The following is a 19,425-nucleotide window of genomic DNA, read 5'->3' as shown; positions in this document are numbered from 1 at the left end:
CTGAAATCTTATTGATTACTCTTTTTACCCGCATCTTGTTATCCTTCCAACAATGCTTTTTACTTGTTTCGTCCTTTACACTTACCTATTTCTTTATCTTTTCCCTTGAAACTCCACAAAATTATTTCGTCCATCCAGATAACCGCTTAATCTGTTTCCACCGATATATACATCATCCAGATATGAAACATCATTCGGTCCGTATGACATACGAATGGAAGTCTGTGCATAATTTTCCCAACTCCAACGGAAATTATATTCATAATGATTTACTACTCCATTAGGATATTCCACCCGTATACGGTCGATTCCGGTATGGTCTAAAAAGAAGTCCAGTTCCTGACGGCAATAGTTACCGTCCATGTCGCGGTAGAAACTGACCCAAGTACGGCTACATAAATCAGCTGAACGGTTATAGTACCCTACACCATTATTATCATCATCATAGAAACTGTCTATTTCCACTTCGCAAGAGGTAAAACTTACCATCAATATAGCCATCAATGCCAAACCGAAGTATTTAAATGTGCTCGTTTTCATATTCCTTTATTTTTAATGGTTCACTAAACTATTATATATCATTTCTCTTTCGATAGAGCAAAAGTAGAGAATGAATTTTCCCCATGAAACTGAAAACTCCTACTTATCGGGAGGAAATTGCCTAAATCCAGGGGTAAATTCCTCCGGTGAAGTCTATTTCAAAGAATTCTTGTATCTTTGCCTCCCACTAACAACACATGAAATTATCCGTCGCATGAAGTCTATCAAATCACATATCACCCAATTGTTGAAGTCCCTCAACGAGGGAGTATTCGAAAAAGAACACACCATCGCACTGTCTCTACTATCCGCCATGGCAGGGGAAAGTATCTTTCTGTTGGGCCCTCCGGGAGTAGCCAAGAGTTTGGTAGCACGCAGGCTCAAACTGGCATTTAAAGGTGCAGATGCTTTTGAATATCTGATGTCCCGCTTCAGTACACCGGACGAAATATTCGGTCCCGTCTCCATTTCAAAATTGAAGGATGAAGATACGTACGAACGCATCACAAAAGGATACCTGCCGACAGCATCAATCGTCTTTCTGGATGAAATATGGAAAGCCGGTCCTGCTATCCAAAATTCCCTTTTGACGGTAATCAATGAAAAGATATACCGCAACGGACAATTTACAGTGCGTGTACCCCTGAAAGCATTGATTGCCGCTTCCAACGAGTTGCCGGCAAAAGGTGAAGGACTGGAAGCTTTATACGACCGCTTCCTGATCCGTCAGTTTGTCGGATGTATTGAGCAAGAATATGCGTTCGATCAGATGATTTCTTCTACGCGGGAGATAGAACCTGAAATCCCGGAAAAGCTCCAAGTAGACGATGAATTATACAACCAGATACAAGCTGAAAGCGAAAAAGTGGGCATACACTATACCATCTTCGAGCTGATTCACAATATCAAACGAGAAATTGAACAATACAACACAGGACGAGACGAAAACACCCCTCCTATCTATGTATCCGACCGCCGCTGGAAGAAAATAGTAGGTCTGCTCCGCACATCCGCCTATCTGAATGAATCTCCGGGAATTCATTTCTCCGACTGCCTGTTGATGAGCGCCTGCCTGTGGGATGCAATTCCGCAGCTCCCCATCATCGAAGAGATTGTAGAACAGTCGATAGCGCGAGGCATCAACACCTATCTGTTAGGAGAAAAACGGCTGGAACAAAAATTGGACACACTGAAAGAGAACATGAAGTCCGAACACAGCCTGCGAGAACTTAGCGATCCGGGAATCCAGGTCGTAGACACCTTCTACCATCGCATAGAAGGTTATCACATTGCCGGGAATCTACTCATTTTTGCTTCCGATTACCAGTCTTTGAAGAAAGACAGCAACCGGTTGTTTTATATCCAACAAGATAAATTCCGTCCGGTCAACAAAATCCTGAAAGCCTACGATTTTGTAAAGAACAGAAATATCGCGCAAAAGAATATCTATTCCCTCCGAAAAGGAAGACGGTCTGTTTTCGTCAACAATCAGGAATATCCGTTACTATGTTATGACAATTGCGACCCTTTGCCCGCACAACAGGATGGCAGCACTCCGTTCGAATTTACATTGCAGGAAGTGATCGATTTGCTGCATCAAATGGAGGTGGAATATAAAACAATCTCCGAACGGGAAACAGCATATATAAAAGACCATCTCTTCTTAAGCTCATCGCAAAAAAGCAAGATCAAGCGAATCTTAGGAGAGACTGCACATATCATAGAGAATTACCGGAACGAACTCCGCATCATCGCTCATGCCCATGAACAAGAGAACAGAGAGTATTAGGCTCAAACATCTGCAAGAGATTTATTATGAGAAATTGCAGAGAATAGCCTACGACGTGTACGACGAACAACTGCACAACCGGATTATCCGTCCCGAAGAACTGGATGCGGATATTCACCGGTATTTTCGTCACACGCAACCCTCCCTGCAAGATTTCTACTCCCACTACGCATCGCAATGGGAATACTTTCATGAAATGGATGAAGCATCCGACGCCAAGTTTCTCCAATTCCTGAAAAACAGCGCCTACCCGTTCTCAATGAGATATCACCTGGTAGACCTCAACGTAAAATACTACCTCCAGCGTTTTGACGCAATCAGCCCGCGCTCTAAAGAATGGAAAGCGTTGCGGACTCTCTTCTTCGACAAATGGCACACATTGCTCTCGAACAACGAGTTCAATTATCAGATGGAACATATCGAGCGGCTTTGTGATGATTTCTACCGTCTTCAGCTATCACTTGCCAAAAATCTTCCGGTACGTGGCGGCTCACGCCTCGTCTGGTTACTCCGCAATCATAAACAGATCGCAGAACAGATTTTAGAATACGAAGAAACAATCAAACGGAATCCCGTTATCCGTGAACTGGTAGAAATCTTAGGAAAGAAACACCAAAGCAGCCGGAAACGTTTCAAAATGACTGCCGGTATTCATCGGGAACAAATTATATCTCATGCCACCCGAAGCGATATTGCAGGCATTTGCGAAGGAAACGACTTAAACAGCCTTCTTCCCTTGGAATATTGCTATCTGGCTGAAAATAGCCTGCAACCTATTTTCTTTGAGCGTTTCATTGAGAAGAGATTGCAAGTCATCGACTATCAATCACACGAAAAGCAAACCATCAACGACAAGAAAACGATAGGGAACGAAGTTTCCGAGGAAGCCGAAGGTCCTTTCATTGTTTGTCTGGACACTTCCGGTTCCATGGCAGGCGAACGAGAAAGAATCGCAAAATCCGCCCTACTAGCCATTGCCGAACTGACGGAAGTGCAACACCGAAAATGTTACGTCATCTTGTTTTCCGATGACATCGAGTGCATTGAAATCACAGATTTAGGCAGCAGTTTCGATCGCCTGGTCGATTTCTTATGCCAATCCTTTCATGGCGGAACTGATATAGAACCTGTCATCACGCATGCTTTGCGGAAGATCAGCGAAGAAGGATATTCGGAAGCGGACATTATCACCGTATCGGACTTTGAGATGCGTCCTGTCGATCAACTACTATCGCGGACCGTCGAACACGCAAAAGCAAAACAGACAAAGATGTACGCTATTTCTTTAGGCGGCAAGAGTGCCGAGACCAGCTATCTGAAATTATGTGATAAATATTGGGAATATACCATTCAAAACGCCGAAAGTCTTAATAAAAATAGAATGGAGGAATGAAACATTTAATCAATGTTATAAAATATCTCTTTTTTCTTGTTTTATTTGCTAAGTTGACAGAAGTCCGTATATTTGTAGTGTGTTTTTCATAGTATTAGATTTAAGGTTAACAAAAAGATTGGCTGTCTGGGATAGATAGCCTTTTTTTTATGTCTTTTTCTCACGTCAAATATACCGTCACTATCCCATCCGGATGTTTATCCTATCTCATGAAGATAACGTCAATATGCTTCAAGTTCCCATTCCATCAACAAAAATCAAAAGCTTTCGAAAAAAATTCTCCCGTTTAACATTTGAAACATAGCATGTTATCTCATTTTACAAAAAACAGGTAAAAAAAATCTTGCTAAAAGATTTGCATAGTCCAAAAGTTCCCTCTATCTTTGCACCGCATTTGAGAGAGAATGCGGGTTCAAGGAAGTTTGGGTGAGTGGCTGAAACCACCAGTTTGCTAAACTGACGTACTCGCAAGGGTACCGGGGGTTCGAATCCCCCAGCTTCCGCAAAATCTCAAAATAAAAAAGAGCTAAGTTTTAAAGACTTGGCTCTTTTTAATCTATCAAACTCCGGTGGGTTCGTCTAACGGTTAGGACACATGCCTCTCACGCATGTAATACGAGTTCGATTCTCGTACCCACTACCATCTGATTACGAGCCTCTTGCTAACAAGTAAGGGGCTTTTTCATTGCCCCTATATCTAATCAAAGTATCATTTTTTCCCTCACGCAACCACTCAAACAGAGCAGTAACACCGCCACTATTATCTTATTCATAATCATCTTCCTTCTTGATTTTACGGACAAAGATACATCTTTTATATACCACCCTTGAATTATGTCAACCGTTTTTAGTATTTTTGCACACATAAAGACAGAAAAAACATGGATACACTATTAAGAGAAACTGTAAATGCTGTTGTCAATTCCCGCTTTCCGGAGATGAGTATAGAAGGAAGACGGCAGATAGAAAGCATACTGATTCGTGAAGAGTTTCCCAAAGGAGCCATAGCACTCAACGAAGGAGAAGTAGCCAACGAAATTGTTTTTGTAGGAAAAGGTATGCTTAGGCAATACTATTACAAAAACGGGAAAGACGTGACCGAGCATTTCTCATACGAAGGATGTATCGTGATGTGCATTGAAAGTTTTCTGAAGCAAGTACCCACCCGGCTAATGGTGGAAACTCTTGAACCTTCCATTATCTACTTATTCCCCCGCGACATGATACAAAAATTAGCGAGGGAGAACTGGGAAATCAACATGTTCTATCAAAAGATATTGGAGTACTCTTTAATCGTATCACAGATTAAAGCAGACTCCTGGCGTTTCGAATCCGCTCGCGAACGTTATAACCTCTTGCTCGAAACACATCCGGAAATCGTCAAACGTGCGCCTTTGGCACACATCGCTTCCTATCTTCTGATGACACCGGAGACACTAAGCCGTGTACGCTCCGGCGTTCTATGATTTTAGCGGCTTTTCCGGTATTCTTTAGGAGACATACCGGTGTAATGCTTGAAGTATTTCCCGAAGAAAGACTGGTTTGCAAAATTCAGCCGGTCGGCAATCTCTTGTATATTCATACTTGAAGAATTCAGGAGGGCTTTCGCTTCCAGAACCACCAGCTCGTCAATCCACTCTCCCACCGTTTTCCCGCTGACCTCTTTCACTACTCCCGAAAGATGTTTCGGCGTCAGACACAGTTGGTCGGCATAGTATTTTACGCTGCGCTCAGACTGGTAAGACTCCACCAGAGACTCATAAAAGCGTTCGAAGATATACTCTTTCCGGCTTTTATTCTTGATCGTAGCAGCGTTTGCGGGCGCATGATTAGCAAAAACAGTGCAAAGCTCGAAAAAGAACCCCTGCATCAGTCCCGTTACCACTTCCCTACGGTATAAAGCTTCCTTATTCCTCAACCGTTTCCTGATAAACGCGTGATACTCCTTCACCACCTCCTGCTCGTGCGGAGTGAGATCGAAACACGGATAATCTTTCAGATAGAAAAACAAAGAAAGCACATTTCCGAGCTTAGGCAACGCCTCCAGCAAGTTCTTCGACACAGCAAAGAAAATGGCTTTAAAATCGTGACTGAAATGCCGCTGCTCAACAATCTGATTAGGCAGTGCTATTACCATCCGTCCGGGACACAATTGAAATTCGCGCAGGCTGATCTTAAAGGTACCGGTACCCTCCAGGCAAAGCCCCACTGTCAACACTTCCAGTTTGGTAGGTCCGTTATACAACGATATAACGCTCTCCGTATCGAAAAACGCTATATCGTTATCAACAACATCAATGTTGCCGGCATCTATATGTTTAGAATGAACTACCGAAGAAATACCTACTTTCGGAACACTTTGAATATCCATACTCTCTCTTTTTTACCGACAAATATACCAGCATTCAATCAGATATACAAGCCGACCGACAGCATTACCGGACATAAAGAACACTTTTAGGCACTTATCGAACAAACCGAGACGCCCTGCTTGCTGACCTGATAAGATCATCCGGATCAGTTCGAAAGTCTTGTGGGCATGTTATGTTAATACGCATGTGTCATTCATTAATTGAGTTGTAAATACAGTAAAACTTGTCGGGTTTAGCAGATTTATATGTATTTTTGCCGCTCATTTACTGTCAAAAAATACAATTTATGGAATTATTTCACAAGATGATTTCCGGATTTTTGGGCATACCGGAAAGACAAATAAGCAGCACGCTCCATCTTTTGGGCGAAGGTGCTACGATTCCTTTCATCAGCCGATACCGCAAGGAAGCCACTGGCGGGCTGGATGAGGTGCAGATAGAGCAGATCAAAGAGCAACACGATAAGTTGTGCGACATCGTCAAACGGAAAGAAACGATTCTCACCACCATCACCGAACAGGGCAAACTGACTGCCGAACTGGAGAAGCGCATCAACGACACCTGGAGCCCTACGGAGCTGGAAGATATATACCTCCCTTACAAACCCAAGCGGAAGACACGTGCCGAAGTGGCCCGCCAGAAAGGACTGGAGCCGCTTGCCACCATCCTGCTGTTGCAACGGGAAAACAACCTTAGCGCCAAAGCCGCTTCCTTTGTGAAAGGCGAAGTGAAAGACATGGAAGATGCGCTGAAAGGTGCGCGCGACATTATCGCGGAGCAGGTGAACGAAGACGAGCGTGCCCGTAACGCCGTACGTAACCAGTTCGGGCGACGGGCAGAGATTACGGCAAAACTAGTCAAAGGAAAAGAGGAAGAAGCAGCAAAATACCGCGATTATTTCGATTTCTCCGAGCCACTGAAACGTTGCACGTCTCACCGTCTGCTCGCCATCCGCCGGGCAGAGTCGGAAGGGTTGCTGAAAGTGTCTATCCAACCCGACGACGAGGCATGCATCGAACGTTTGGAACGCCAATTCGTACGTGGCAACAACGAATGTAGCCGTCAAGTGGGCGAAGCCACAACGGATGCTTACAAACGTCTGCTCAAGCCTTCCATCGAAACAGAATTTGCCGCCCAATCCAAAGAGAAAGCCGACGACGAAGCGATTCGCGTATTTACCGAAAACCTCCGCCAGCTCCTTCTCGCTGCGCCGTTGGGACAAAAACGGGTGCTCGCCATCGACCCCGGATTCCGTACCGGATGTAAGGTGGTTTGCCTCGATGCGCAAAGCAATCTGTTGCACAATGAGAATATCTATCCGCACCCTCCTGTCGGCAAGACCGGCGAGGCTGCTTCGAAACTTCGCAAGATGATTGAGGCGTACCAGATAGAAGCCATCTCCATCGGCAACGGAACGGCAAGCCGGGAGACGGAAGATTTCATCAACAGTCAGAGTTTCGACCGCCAGATCCCCGTGTTTGTAGTCAGCGAGCAGGGTGCTTCCATTTATTCGGCCTCCAAAATTGCCCGCGACGAGTTTCCGGATTACGACGTAACGGTGCGTGGGGCAGTCTCCATCGGGCGCCGCCTGATGGACCCGTTGGCAGAGTTGGTGAAGATAGATCCCAAGTCTATCGGCGTGGGTCAGTACCAGCACGATGTAGACCAGGCGAAGCTGAAGAAAGCACTCGACCAGACGGTAGAAAACTGTGTGAACCTGGTCGGGGTAAATCTGAATACGGCAAGCAGTCATCTGCTTACTTATATTTCCGGTTTGGGTCCGCAACTGGCACAGAACATTGTCAATTACCGGGCAGAGAACGGAGCTTTCAGTTCGCGGAAAGAACTGATGAAAGTGCCGCGCATGGGCGCCAAAGCCTTCGAGCAATGTGCCGGATTTCTTCGCATCCCCGGAGCTAAAAATCCGTTGGACCGCACCGCCGTGCATCCGGAAAGCTACCACATCGTAGAGCAAATGGCAAAAGACCTGAAATGCACCATCGACGAGTTGATAGCCGACAAGGAACTCCGCCGGAAGATCCGTATTTCCGACTACATCACTCCCACCGTCGGACTACCTACCCTACAGGACATCCTGCAAGAGCTCGACAAGCCGGGACGTGACCCGCGCAAGGCTATCAAAGTCTTCGAGTTCGACAAGAACGTACGCACCATAGCCGATTTGCGCGAAGGGATGATTCTTCCGGGCATTGTAGGCAATATCACCAATTTCGGGGCGTTTGTCGATATCGGAATTAAGGAGAACGGCCTTGTACACCTTTCTCAATTGGCGGAACGGTTCATTTCCGACCCGACAGAAGTGGTGTCCATCCACCAGCACGTCATGGTGAGGGTGATGAGTGTAGATGATGCCCGCAAACGGATTCAGCTTAGCATGATCGGGGTGCCGCAAGACTGATTGCTTCTTGTTTCTCTCCCCACCACACGATCAGAATCGTACATACAATCATAAGTACGGTGCAGATGAGCGAGCCTTCAAAACCGAAGGCTCCGCCATTCAGCACGTTTTCTTCGGGCATGCGCAAAGTCAGCACACTGGTGATGAAGTTGTTTCCACTTACCTGATAACCGAGGATGGGGCCTTGAATCCAATTCCAGAAAAGATGGAGCGAGACAGGGAAACACAGGTTGCGCGTATAGAGATAGGAAGCTCCCAGCAGCACGCCTGCCAGCAACAGGTTGAGCATGGGCAGGAAAGCGATTTCGGGATTGAAGATGTGCATAAAGGCGAACAACGCTGCCGAGACGAAAAGTGCCGCGAATTTATTCATGGTAGTGTGCAGCAGGCGTCCGAGGATATAGCCGCGCATCAGTATTTCTTCGAACAAGGCGACCAGCAGGAAAAACACCCACGAGCCCAGCAGCTCTAACGGCTCGAACTGGAAACCGGTGACTTCTATTTCTCCCAGAATGAGCGAGATTCCGAAGCCGGACAGATAGAGCAGGATTGCCATCAGGAAGCCATACCACACCCCCTTGACGTGTCCTCTTAAGGAGAGTCCCAAATCAGAAAACGGGCGGCGTTCGAGGCGGAGCATGGGAAGGGCGGCGGTGAGAACGGCAAGCAGCATACTGGCTTCGAGGATAATGTATCCCACCACTCCCGGCTGACGGGCTTCCACATCTGGCTGACAGGCTTCCACACCTCCCGGAATCAACGACAAACATCCGCGCGCCAGCGCACCATACAATCCGAGAAGGATGAAAAGTATCACAATAAACAGCGGGATACAAGCCCACACAGGAAGTCTTCGGGGTTCTTTGCCCCCAGCCATGTTGTCTGCCTCCATTTTTACCATTTGTTAATCCGGTTACAAAATTAGCTATAAAACATAAAAAAACATCATGTATTTTCTATTTTTCCTATATTTGCCCACCAAATCAACAAAATTATGAAAATTAAAATCCTATTGATAAGTTTCTTATTGGCGGCTAATGCGTTAGGAGCAGCCGCCCAAGTGAGTAAAACGTATTATGTGAGCAAACCCGGCACGCTGATTTCCATGATGACGGAAGAGGAAGCCAACAGCATCACCCATCTCACGCTGACCGGCAAACTGAACGCGGAGGACTTCCGCCATCTCCGCGACGAATTTGAGAATCTGAAAGTATTGGATATTTCGAACGCCGAAATCAAGATGTACAGCGGAAAAGCAGGCACGTATCCCAACGGGAAATTCTATATTTATATGCCGAATTTCATTCCTGCATACGCTTTCTCGAACGTGGTGGACGGAGCTGCAAAAGGCAAAGCCACGCTGGAGAAAGTGATTCTTTCGGAGAAAACAAAGAATATCGAAGATGCCGCCTTCAAAGGTTGCGAGAACCTGAAAATCTGCCAAGTCCGCAAGAAGACAGCTCCCAACCTGTTGCCGGAAGCGTTGGCAGACAGCGTTACCGCTATCTTCGTCCCCCTGGGCAGCAGCGACGCTTACCGCAACAAGGACAGATGGCAGAACTTTGCGTTTATCGAGGGGGAACCGGTAGAAACTACCCTGCAAGTGGGCGCCATGGGCAAACTGGAAGAAGAGATTCTGAAAGCGGGACTGCAACCCGGAGACATCAACTTCCTGACCGTTGAGGGCAAGCTGGACAACGCCGACTTCCAACTGATCCGCAATTATATGCCGAACCTCGTCTCCGTCGATATTTCCAAAACGAACGCAACGGCTATCCCCGACTTCACTTTCGCACAAAAGAAGTATCTGCTGAATATAAAATTGCCTCATAATCTGAAATCTATCGGACAGCGGGTGTTTAGCAGCTGCGGCCGCCTCTGCGGCACGTTGGAGCTGCCCGCCAGTGTGACGGCTATCGAGTTCGGTGCTTTTATGGGATGCGAACGTCTTCGCTGTGTGTCGGCTACCGGAAACAAGATTACGACGCTGGGCGATCATTTGTTCGGGGAGGGAGTTCCGAGCAAGTTGGTTTATAAGAAATAAAGTAAGGCTCTAGAAAATACCCTGATATAAATTGATGATCAGTCAACTTATATCAGGGTAAAAACATTAGCGATTCTTTAAAAAGTATCTTTACAGATTCATCGCATTACCGCCCAATACGCCTGCTACTGCCGACGCCACTGCGATGACTACTTTCAAAATCATATCCCAAAGGGATTTCTTGACTGCCATAACTTTACACACCTCCTTTCCATACTCTTTTTTAATAGTACAAGCTTATTCATTACTTTCAAAACTCCGCCTTCACCTCGAAGCACGGGCACGCCTTGATCCACTCTTCCGGCTCAATCTCCCCGTTTCCATTGCGGTCGGGACTTAAATCGCGGTGACCGCACACCCGGCTACCGGGAAAAGCCTTGAGCAATTGATGAACCAGCAGCTTGAGTGACGCCCGCTGTTCCGGTGTCCGCGTGTCTGCCGGAGAGCCGTGGACATCCAAACCGCCTTCATAGCAGACGCCTACCGAGTGAGCGTTGAATCCTTTCGCATGCGCGCCGATACGTTCAATCGGTCGGGTGAGGTGCACGGTTCCGTCTTTGCGGATGTAGTGGTGATAACCTGTTCCGTTAAACCCACGCCGACGGTGTTGCGTTTCCAAGTCATCCGGCGTGAGAGAACGGTCGGCACGAGTGGCGGAACAGTGGATCACGATCAAATCAATCTTTCTTATCATAGTGTTATTATTTTTCTTATCAGTTGTAAAACATCATCATAGTGCCACTACTTTTCTCGTCAGTTGTAAACATCATCTGCACGCTATGAACTAAGCTGCCGGATCCGGAGCCTCACCGCTACCGCCTCCATTGCCTCCACCGATATCTTCTCCGTTGCCTTCATCACCGGGATCTTCGCCCTCGTCTTTCTTCTTCTTGGGCGCGTCGAGGTCCAGAAACTCGATTTTCTCACCGGCAAGAGTCGATGTCAGATTAGGACGGACACTGCTCGAAGGACGGAAATTGATATGCACCGCTTTGATGTTCTTCATCGTACACTCATCTTTCGTGTCCACTCCCCGCGTGGTAGCGGAAAGGCTGAATACACCAAAATTATGGATATTGACGGATTTACCGTCGAACAGCGCCGCACGCATCGCTTCTACAAAATTGGTCAGTACGCTCTGAATGTCGCCCAGCGACAAGGAACTTTTCTCTTTCATCGTGTGAGCGAGTTTATACAGGTCTACACTCTGTCCCTGCGTCACAAGTTGCGGATGATACTTCACCACCCCGTCAGCCTTTCTCGGGTCTTTACGACCCATTCTTTTAAATGGTATTGCCATGATAAATTGAAATTTGAAAATTAATAATTTAAAATTTGAAAAAAACGAACATTAATAATTAGAAAAGCAAGCTTTATATTAAAAAAAGCAAGGTTTTATAATTAATAAGACAAGCTTTAATAATTAAAAAATAAATGTTACAAATTGCGGTTGATTCAACCGGCATCGGAAGGAAAGGAACGAGCTCTGTTTCTTTTTCTTTCGATGCCTCAAAGGTAGTGTATTACAAGGGGATGAGATGACGTACTTTGTCTTACTTTGACCTAGTTTGTCTTACTTTCATTCAGAATGTATTTACTTTTATTCAGAGTGATTTTATTTTACTTGCATACTTGGAAAAGCGGGAGATTTTCCGTATATTTGGAATACGATAAAATTAATTTTCCAAAAGAGATGAAAGCAGAAAAAGAAGAGATGAAAGCTGTAAAAGAAGAGATGGCGGAGGAGCCGTTTGCCATACGTCCGTATTTGAAATCGGAGCTGGCACATTTGTACAATCCTTATGTACCGTTGGTGTATGCCATGCGGAAAATGAGGGAGTGGATCAGAAATAACAAGGAATTGTATGATGCAATGTATAGCGGAGGCGAAGGAAAAAACGACCACGCTTATAGTGCAAGGCAAGTACGGCTCATCGTGAAGTATCTCGACGAACCATGATTTTTTTTAGAACAAGCGCTGATTAGCTATAATGAAAATAAAATTAGCTATAATGAAATCGGGATTAGCTATAATGAAAAAAAGATTAGCTATAATGAAATCAAGATTAGCTATAATGAAACCGAACTGACGTTATTATATCGAACTGACATTACAATAATGTACCCGCGCGCAGGCGCGAGAGAATATTCTTTTTATATAGAAAAAGCGTGTAATTGAGGTAGAGGGGTTCCCCCTCAATTACACGTTTTTTTCCATCAAATAAAATCTATGAAGAGAATAAAGAATAAATAGCATAAGTAAACGATGGGAACAAAATAAAATGTACCTTTACACCTTTTTAAAAAAAAATATTATTTAACAGTAACCAAATAACACTTAAAATCATGAGAAAAAAGACATTTTTTCCGAAGGCTTCGTTTACCAGAACAAGCAGGCTATAACGCTCGAAAAAGGAGAATTCCCCCAAGTATCCCGTTTTATCACGCGCATACTTGGCACGGTCAACAACCTGTACAACAACAGAATAGTGGTACTTCCAGCCGACCGCAAGAAGTTTCTCCTTCCCTTCGTCCACCTTTGCTATGACCACGACTCTCCTTTTAAGATTAAAGGTCCCAAATTCTTTGCAGAGTTGTTGTATATGGCAGTTGATTTCAAGAAATCGAACGATTCGGACGAATCATTAACCGTGGAAGAGATTGATTATGAGATACAAAGGCTAAAAAGAACACTCCTTGATGATTAACATTTAAGAAGCAACCGTTAAAAAACTGCTTTTTGAGTGCAAAAAGCAGTTTTTTTTATCCACAAAAAAAGCCGTCCTTTGCGACGTGTTAATATTGGCACAACTTAAATTCACATCAATAATTATAATGAACAACATCCTAATAACCACATACAGAGGGTTATCACTCGTATCGGGAAGCATCAGCATCGGGCAAATGTTCGAATTTATCCGGGGGAATGTCTACCGGGACAGAATCCGGAGACTCCGGGAAGCAATGGACGAAGGAGACACGGTGAAGGCAGACCGCATGAAGAAGCAACTGCCCTACCACACCATCACCGCCACCTACGCCAAGGAAAGGCTGGCCTACAGCCTGGACAAGTATCAGGACATCATCACGCTCGACTGTGACGACATGCCGGCAGAAAAGCTACCGGAATTCCGACAACTGGCGAACGATTGCCCCGACACGCTGGGCAGCTTCGTCAGCCCCCGGATGCACGGGCTGAAAATCTTCGTCTACCTCACCGGCAAGGAAGCGGAAGCCCTGCGCGCCGAACTGAACGCATTGGGAACCGTAGACTTCACCACCCTCGAACGCTACCACCACCGCATGTACACGCTGGCAAGCAGCCAATACGAAAAACTGCTACAGACGAAAGTGGACACCAGCGGAAGCGACCCGGGACGCGGTTTCTTCGTGTCGCACGATCCGGACGCGTTCCTCTCTGCCGAACGGCTGGAAAACGTGAAGCCGCTGACCGTAAAAGTGACTCTGCCCACCGAAGAGGAATGTAAAAAAAGGAAACGCAAGAATCCGGTCCGGCGCTCCCCGCTCCTCCCCGTGCAGGAAAATGCGTCGCCCATCGACCTGCAAGTGCAACTCGACTTCCGCAAGGCGCTGGAGTACACCAAACGCAAAGAACGTCTCGAAGTAGGCAACCGCGACAATTTCTTCTATTGCCTCGGCAACCAGTGTTACCACCGACATATCACGGAAGAGGAAGCCATCAGCCTGGCACACAGCTATTTCGGTAACTTCCCCGATTTCAACCTCGAACTCCCCCTGCACAATGCCTACCAATATACCTCAAAAACCGACCAGGCAGAAGAAGAAAAGCAGCAACCGAGAATCTACCAGGTCATCAAATTTATGGATGAAAACTACGAAATCAGGAGAAACGTGGTGAAAGAGCAAATCGAATTCCGGAAGAAAACACCCGATCTGCCTAAAGCACAACAGCCGCCTTTCAGCACACTGCGCACAAAGGATATCAACACATTCTATATCAACGCACAGATGCAGAAGATATACAGTTCGCAAGCCAATCTGAAAGCACTGGTAGACTCGGACTACGCAAAGCCGTTCAACCCGTTTGTCCATTATTTCACCTCTCTCAAGCCATGGGACGGGAAGACGGACTACATCGGCCAACTGACAAAAACAGTGAAAGCCGCCGACCAGGCTTTTTTTGAAGACAGCTTCCGCCGCTGGCTGGTGGGAATGGTGGCATGTGCCATCGACGACGCAGCGCAAAACCACCAGCTGATGCTGTTCCACGGCGCACAGGGAAAAGGAAAGAGCACGTTTATCCGCCATCTCCTCCCGCCGGAACTGAAGGAGTATTACCGCAACGGCATGATCAACCCCGACAACAAGGACCATCTCCTGCAAATGTCGTCCTGCCTGATCATCAATCTGGATGAGTTTGACACGCTCTCTAGCGCACGCATGCAGGAACTGAAAAGTCTCATCACGCAAGATGTAATAAACGAACGGAAGGTCTACGACATCCAGAATTATACGTTCATCCGCCGCGCATCCTTTATCGCCAGCACCAACAACCCCCACTGTCTGCCGGACATCGGCGAGAACAGGCGTATCCTGTTCAATACGCTGCTCGAAATAGACTATCACACGCCCGTCAACCACCAAGGGATATATGCACAAGCATACGCCCTCTACCGGCAGGGATTCCAATATTGGTACGAAAACCAGGAGATCACGTTTCTCAACAACCGCAACGAGGCGTTCCGCCAAAAAGACCCGTTGGAAGAGAACCTTTTCTTCTATTTCCGCCCCGCCAGAAAAAACGATATACAGGCAAAATGGTATCCTGCCTCACAGCTGCTGGCAATATTGAGCATGAACGGGCGCACACAGGCAAACGCACAGATGAAACAAATGCTGGTCACGGTGCTGGAAAACAACCATTTCGAATCACGGAAAAACGCCAACAACATCACGGAATATTGTGTGGTGGAATACTCGGCGGAAGAGCGCAACGCAAATGCAAAACTTCCACTGCTTCCGGTGCAGAAGGGGTTGGAGTTCTAGGTCCCCTCCCCTTTGCGAAATGGCAGTTTTCCCGCAAACGGATAAATAAGTGGCATTAAACGTGCCACATTCATCCGTTTTCCGTATATTTGCTTCAAAATGAACAAAGAAAGGAATCTCAATATGATGAAACAAATACCATACGGATTGACGGATTTCGGTCGTATCCAAAAAGAAAACTATTATTATGTGGATAAGACGATGTTTATCGAAAAGATAGAAATGCAACCGTCTTATCTGTTCCTGATCCGTCCCCGGCGCTTCGGGAAAAGTCTGACGTTGGCAATGCTGGAAGCCTACTACGACGTTCGGTATGCCGACCAGTTCGACGAATTGTTCGGCAATCTGTATATCGGGCAGCATCCTACGCCGATACATAACCAGTTTCTCATCATGAGATTCAATTTCTCGGAGGTGAGCTCGAATATCAATGAAGTGGAAGAATCTTTCCGGTTGCATTGTTGCGGGAAACTAAAACATTTTCTGCAAAAGTACGAACATATATTGGGAAAGGAAATCTGGAACGTGCTGAACGCCGAAACGCTCGAAGAACCGGGAGCACTGCTATCCGCCATCAATTCGTATGCCACCCTCAAGGGAGACATCAAAATCTACCTCCTGATTGATGAATACGATAATTTCACGAATACCATTCTTTCTACTTACGGCACGGACTTATACCGGAAAGCGACGCATGGCGAAGGGTATATCCGCCGGTTTTTCAACGTAATCAAAGCCGCCACAACGGGAATGGGTTCTGCCGTCAACCGTTTGTTCATCACGGGAGTAAGCCCGGTGACGATGGACGACGTGACAAGCGGATTCAACATCGGAACGAATATCACCACCGACCCGTGGTTTAACGACCTCGTAGGGTTCAGCGAGAAGGAACTGCGCGAGATGCTGACGTATTATAAGGAACAAGGCGCTCTCCCCATGTCGGTAGACGATGCGGTGACAATGATGAAGCCTAACTATAACAATTATTGCTTCAGTAAAAATAAATTAGCAGATTGTATGTTCAACTCGGACATGGTGCTCTACTGCATGAAGTCATTGATATTGCACGGAGTGAAACCGGACAATGTGGTAGACCCCAATATCCGTACGGACTTTAACAAGCTTGCCTACCTTGTCCGTCTCGACCACGGGCTGGGCGAAAACTTCTCCGTCATCAAAGAGATTGCGGAACAAGGCGAGATAGTGACTGAGATAGCCACGCATTTCTCCGCACTGGAAATGACGGACGTAGACAACTTCAAATCGCTGCTGTTCTATTTCGGATTGCTTTCTATCAAAGGGGTGGATATGATGGGGCGTCCCATCCTGCACATCCCCAACCTGGTGGTTCGCGAACAGTTGTTCAATTTCCTGATTCAGGGATATGCCCGCCATGACATCTTCAAGCTCAACGTAAACCGCTTGAGCACTCTGTTTGAAAATATGTCCTTCAAGGGAGACTGGAAACCGTTGTTCGAATTTCTGGCAGATGCCATCCGGGAGCAAAGCCGGATAAGGGAGTACATCGAAGGGGAAGCTCATATCAAAGGATTCCTCCTCGCCTACCTGAGCATGTTCCGCTATTATCAACTATATCCGGAATATGAAATGAATAAGGGCTTTGCCGATTTCTTCTTTAAACCCAGTCCGGTGGCACCCGTATCTCCACCGTACACGTATCTATTGGAGGTGAAGTATGCGAAAGCAGGAGCGTCGGAAAAAGAAATACGCGCGCTTGCCGATGATGCGCGTGAACAGTTGATTCGCTATAGCAAGGATGAATGCGTGGCAGAAGCTCGCGAGAAAGGGGGATTGAAGCTGGCAACAATCGTATGGCGCAGCTGGGAATTGGTGCTGATGGAAGAGGTATAACCACAGAGGACACAGAGGACGCAGAGGTTCTAACTATCTCTGAATAATAACCTCTGTGTCCTCCGTGTCCTCTGTGGTGAAAAAATTATAATTTGTCACCGTACATCTTCGCTCTCAGTTCCTTGATGTGATCGGACGTGATATATTCGTCATACTCCATCATCTTGTCGATGATTCCGTTCGGTGTCAGTTCGATGATGCGGTTAGCAACCGTTTGGATAAACTCGTGGTCGTGAGAAGAGAAAAGGATGTTTCCTTTGTACGTCTTCAGGTTGTTGTTGAATGCCTGGATAGATTCCAAATCCAAGTGGTTGGTCGGAGTGTCCAAAATCAGACAGTTCGCATTGCGGAGCTGCATACGGGCAATCATACAACGCATCTTCTCACCTCCGGAGAGTACGCTTACTTTCTTCAACACCTCTTCGCCGGAGAAAAGCATACGGCCGAGGAAGCCTTTCATATATACTTCGTTTCCTTCGCCAAACTGGCTCAACCAGTCTACCAGGTTGAGGTCGGTATTGAAGAAATTGGTATTATCCAGCGGCAGGTAAGCAGTGGTGATGGTTACCCCCCAGTTGAAGGTACCGGCATCCGGCTTCATGTTTCCGTTGATGATTTCGAAGAATGCAGTCATCGCACGCGGGTTGCGCGACAGGAATACCACTTTGTCACCTTTCTCTACGTTGAAGTTGACGTCGTTGAAAAGCACTACGCCTTCTTCCGTCTTCTTGCTCAATCCGGAAACTTCCAGAATCTGGTTGCCCGGCTCGCGTTCGGGAGTGAAGATGATGCCCGGATACTTACGTGAAGAAGGTTTGATTTCTTCTACGTTCAGCTTCTCCAACATCTTCTTACGGCTCGTGGTCTGCTTGCTCTTCGCTACGTTGGCGCTGAAACGGCGGATAAATTCTTCCAACTCTTTTTTCTTCTCTTCAGCCTTCGCCTTCTGGTTCTGCTGCTGACGGAGAGCCAACTGGCTGGATTCGTACCAGAAACTATAGTTGCCGGCAAACATATTGATTTTTCCGTAGTCGATGTCCACGGTGTGCGTACATACAGAATCGAGGAAGTGACGGTCGTGGCTCACCACCAATACGGTATGCTCGAAGTTGGAGAGATACTCTTCCAACCAGGTCACTGTCTCCATATCCAAGTCGTTGGTAGGCTCATCGAGCAAGAGGTTGTCCGGATTTCCGTACAATGCCTGCGCCAACATGACACGCACTTTTTCCTTACCGCTCAGCTCACCCATCAACACGTAATGCTTATCTTCCTTCACGCCCAATCCGCTCAACAGCATGGCTGCGTCGCTTTCCGCATTCCATCCGTCCAACTCGGCAAATTTCTCCTCCAACTCGGATACTTTCAGCCCGTCTTCATCTGTGAAATCTTCTTTTGCATACAACTCTTCGCGCTGCTTCATAATGTCCCACAACACAGTATGCCCCATCATCACAGTATCCATAACGGTATAAGAGTCCCACTTAAAGTGGTCCTGGCTCAACACCGAAAGACGTTCGCCCGGTCCGAGCGCAATGGTACCCGTTGTCGGGTCCAAATCTCCGTAAATCGTACGAAGGAAGGTAGATTTTCCCGCACCGTTAGCACCAATAATACCATAACAATTACCACTCGTAAACTTCAGATTTACGTCATTAAACAACACTCTCTTACCAAACTGTACCGAAACGTTCGAAACTGTAATCATCTTCTTTATTTACTATTTTACTAGTTACTATTTACTATTTTAGCGTGCAAAGTTAGACATTTAAAATGAATTATGAACTATCTGATATGTGCCAATCTGGCATAAAAGTGTTACCTTTGCTGCGTTTTTTGGCAAAACAGCCAACTTGGCAAAGCATTTGCAGACAATTGGCAAAGTTTTTGCAGACAAAATCAATGACATCCGGTCAGCCCGGCATGTTTTTATGAACGCTATCTTACCCAATAGATATCGTACATGTG

16 protein-coding genes and 2 tRNA genes are annotated in these 19,425 nt (G+C 46.4%); 11 read left to right on the top strand and 7 right to left on the bottom strand.

Annotation, left to right across the window (positions count from 1 at the left end):
- Positions 1 to 93: 93 nt before the first annotated feature.
- Positions 94 to 540, bottom strand: a complete 447-nt coding sequence (locus A4V03_RS07155) for a hypothetical protein (protein WP_065538422.1) — start codon at positions 538 to 540, stop codon at positions 94 to 96.
- Between the two features lie 214 nt (positions 541 to 754).
- On the opposite strand from A4V03_RS07155, the gene A4V03_RS07150 reads away from it, so the two are divergent.
- The 5 genes from A4V03_RS07150 to A4V03_RS07125 all read left to right on the top strand — a co-directional run bounded on the left by A4V03_RS07150 (position 755) and on the right by A4V03_RS07125 (position 5,188).
- Positions 755 to 2,329: an AAA family ATPase gene (locus A4V03_RS07150; RefSeq protein WP_065538421.1), complete on the top strand. Its 1,575-nt coding sequence runs from the start codon at positions 755 to 757 to the stop codon at positions 2,327 to 2,329.
- A complete protein-coding gene (locus tag A4V03_RS07145; RefSeq protein ID WP_180323258.1) occupies positions 2,304 to 3,722 on the top strand; it encodes a VWA domain-containing protein in 1,419 nt (472 codons plus the stop codon). The genes A4V03_RS07150 and A4V03_RS07145 overlap by 26 nt, the downstream gene beginning before the upstream one ends.
- A gap of 416 nt (positions 3,723 to 4,138) precedes the next feature.
- Positions 4,139 to 4,225, top strand: a tRNA-Ser gene (locus A4V03_RS07135).
- 65 nt (positions 4,226 to 4,290) lie between these two features.
- Positions 4,291 to 4,365 (top strand) — tRNA-Glu (locus A4V03_RS07130).
- Between the two features lie 238 nt (positions 4,366 to 4,603).
- A complete protein-coding gene (locus tag A4V03_RS07125; RefSeq protein WP_065538419.1) occupies positions 4,604 to 5,188 on the top strand; it encodes a Crp/Fnr family transcriptional regulator in 585 nt (194 codons plus the stop codon).
- Positions 5,189 to 5,190: 2 nt separating this feature from the next.
- Here A4V03_RS07125 and A4V03_RS07120 read toward each other — a convergent pair whose 3' ends face one another.
- Positions 5,191 to 6,093 (bottom strand): helix-turn-helix domain-containing protein, encoded by a 903-nt coding sequence (locus tag A4V03_RS07120; RefSeq protein WP_065538418.1) that lies wholly within the window; start codon positions 6,091 to 6,093, stop codon positions 5,191 to 5,193.
- 287 nt (positions 6,094 to 6,380) lie between these two features.
- Here A4V03_RS07120 and A4V03_RS07115 point away from each other — a divergent pair, with 287 nt between their 5' ends.
- Positions 6,381 to 8,513, top strand: coding sequence for a Tex family protein (locus A4V03_RS07115; RefSeq protein WP_065538417.1), 2,133 nt, complete (start codon positions 6,381 to 6,383; stop codon positions 8,511 to 8,513).
- Here A4V03_RS07115 and A4V03_RS07110 read toward each other — a convergent pair.
- Entirely contained in the window at positions 8,485 to 9,405 is a 921-nt protein-coding gene (locus tag A4V03_RS07110; protein ID WP_065538416.1) for a CPBP family intramembrane glutamic endopeptidase, read from the bottom strand. The two genes, A4V03_RS07115 and A4V03_RS07110, sit on opposite strands and share 29 nt — an antisense overlap.
- Before the next feature lie 102 nt (positions 9,406 to 9,507).
- On the opposite strand from A4V03_RS07110, the gene A4V03_RS07105 reads away from it, so the two are divergent.
- Positions 9,508 to 10,557 carry a leucine-rich repeat protein gene (locus tag A4V03_RS07105; protein WP_065538415.1) on the top strand — a complete coding sequence of 350 codons (1,050 nt, stop codon included), beginning with the start codon at positions 9,508 to 9,510 and terminating at the stop codon, positions 10,555 to 10,557.
- Positions 10,558 to 10,647: 90 nt separating this feature from the next.
- On the opposite strand, the gene A4V03_RS20700 is transcribed toward A4V03_RS07105, so the two are convergent.
- The 3 genes from A4V03_RS20700 to A4V03_RS07095 all read right to left on the bottom strand — a co-directional run bounded on the left by A4V03_RS20700 (position 10,648) and on the right by A4V03_RS07095 (position 11,857).
- Complete coding sequence (locus A4V03_RS20700; RefSeq protein ID WP_157447992.1) at positions 10,648 to 10,749, bottom strand: smalltalk protein; 102 nt, start codon at positions 10,747 to 10,749, stop codon at positions 10,648 to 10,650.
- Positions 10,750 to 10,807: 58 nt separating this feature from the next.
- Complete coding sequence (locus tag A4V03_RS07100; RefSeq protein WP_065538414.1) at positions 10,808 to 11,251, bottom strand: N-acetylmuramoyl-L-alanine amidase; 444 nt, start codon at positions 11,249 to 11,251, stop codon at positions 10,808 to 10,810.
- 90 nt (positions 11,252 to 11,341) lie between these two features.
- Entirely contained in the window at positions 11,342 to 11,857 is a 516-nt protein-coding gene (locus A4V03_RS07095; protein ID WP_065538413.1) for an HU family DNA-binding protein, read from the bottom strand.
- A 414-nt stretch (positions 11,858 to 12,271) separates the two neighbouring features.
- Between A4V03_RS07095 and A4V03_RS07090 the strand changes: the two genes are divergently transcribed.
- The 4 genes from A4V03_RS07090 to A4V03_RS07075 all read left to right on the top strand — a co-directional run bounded on the left by A4V03_RS07090 (position 12,272) and on the right by A4V03_RS07075 (position 17,457).
- Positions 12,272 to 12,517 (top strand): DUF4248 domain-containing protein, encoded by a 246-nt coding sequence (locus tag A4V03_RS07090; RefSeq protein ID WP_065540331.1) that lies wholly within the window; start codon positions 12,272 to 12,274, stop codon positions 12,515 to 12,517.
- Between the two features lie 529 nt (positions 12,518 to 13,046).
- A complete protein-coding gene (locus A4V03_RS20695) occupies positions 13,047 to 13,265 on the top strand; it encodes a hypothetical protein (protein WP_157447991.1) in 219 nt (72 codons plus the stop codon).
- Between the two features lie 94 nt (positions 13,266 to 13,359).
- Complete coding sequence (locus A4V03_RS07080; RefSeq protein ID WP_283106145.1) at positions 13,360 to 15,585, top strand: VapE domain-containing protein; 2,226 nt, start codon at positions 13,360 to 13,362, stop codon at positions 15,583 to 15,585.
- Positions 15,586 to 15,708: 123 nt separating this feature from the next.
- Positions 15,709 to 17,457, top strand: coding sequence for an ATP-binding protein (locus A4V03_RS07075; protein ID WP_065540329.1), 1,749 nt, complete (start codon positions 15,709 to 15,711; stop codon positions 17,455 to 17,457).
- 85 nt (positions 17,458 to 17,542) lie between these two features.
- Here the strand turns inward: A4V03_RS07075 and A4V03_RS07070 are convergent, their stop codons facing one another.
- Entirely contained in the window at positions 17,543 to 19,165 is a 1,623-nt protein-coding gene (locus tag A4V03_RS07070; protein ID WP_065538411.1) for an ABC-F family ATP-binding cassette domain-containing protein, read from the bottom strand.
- Positions 19,166 to 19,425: the final 260 nt, after the last annotated feature.

It is taken from the genome of Bacteroides caecimuris (genome assembly GCF_001688725.2).
In the GTDB taxonomy this organism is placed as follows: Bacteria; Bacteroidota; Bacteroidia; order Bacteroidales; family Bacteroidaceae; genus Bacteroides; species Bacteroides caecimuris.
The sequence above is the reverse complement of the archived record's forward strand: the minus strand, read 5'-3'. Positions and strand labels throughout refer to the sequence as shown.

What these genes read in the sequence shown, in the direction of transcription:
- A4V03_RS20700 (WP_157447992.1), bottom strand. Translation starts at nt 10,749, where the DNA reads ATGGCAGTCAAGAAATCCCTTTGGGATATGATTTTGAAAGTAGTCATC.
- A4V03_RS07105 (WP_065538415.1), top strand. Translation starts at nt 9,508, where the DNA reads ATGAAAATTAAAATCCTATTGATAAGTTTCTTATTGGCGGCTAATGCG.
- A4V03_RS07125 (WP_065538419.1), top strand. Translation starts at nt 4,604, where the DNA reads ATGGATACACTATTAAGAGAAACTGTAAATGCTGTTGTCAATTCCCGC.
- A4V03_RS07120 (WP_065538418.1), bottom strand. Translation starts at nt 6,093, where the DNA reads ATGGATATTCAAAGTGTTCCGAAAGTAGGTATTTCTTCGGTAGTTCAT.
- A4V03_RS07090 (WP_065540331.1), top strand. Translation starts at nt 12,272, where the DNA reads ATGAAAGCTGTAAAAGAAGAGATGGCGGAGGAGCCGTTTGCCATACGT.
- A4V03_RS07100 (WP_065538414.1), bottom strand. Translation starts at nt 11,251, where the DNA reads ATGATAAGAAAGATTGATTTGATCGTGATCCACTGTTCCGCCACTCGT.
- A4V03_RS07070 (WP_065538411.1), bottom strand. Translation starts at nt 19,165, where the DNA reads ATGATTACAGTTTCGAACGTTTCGGTACAGTTTGGTAAGAGAGTGTTG.
- A4V03_RS07115 (WP_065538417.1), top strand. Translation starts at nt 6,381, where the DNA reads ATGGAATTATTTCACAAGATGATTTCCGGATTTTTGGGCATACCGGAA.
- A4V03_RS07155 (WP_065538422.1), bottom strand. Translation starts at nt 540, where the DNA reads ATGAAAACGAGCACATTTAAATACTTCGGTTTGGCATTGATGGCTATA.
- A4V03_RS07110 (WP_065538416.1), bottom strand. Translation starts at nt 9,405, where the DNA reads ATGGAGGCAGACAACATGGCTGGGGGCAAAGAACCCCGAAGACTTCCT.
- A4V03_RS07075 (WP_065540329.1), top strand. Translation starts at nt 15,709, where the DNA reads ATGATGAAACAAATACCATACGGATTGACGGATTTCGGTCGTATCCAA.
- A4V03_RS07095 (WP_065538413.1), bottom strand. Translation starts at nt 11,857, where the DNA reads ATGGCAATACCATTTAAAAGAATGGGTCGTAAAGACCCGAGAAAGGCT.
- A4V03_RS07150 (WP_065538421.1), top strand. Translation starts at nt 755, where the DNA reads ATGAAGTCTATCAAATCACATATCACCCAATTGTTGAAGTCCCTCAAC.
- A4V03_RS07145 (WP_180323258.1), top strand. Translation starts at nt 2,304, where the DNA reads ATGAACAAGAGAACAGAGAGTATTAGGCTCAAACATCTGCAAGAGATT.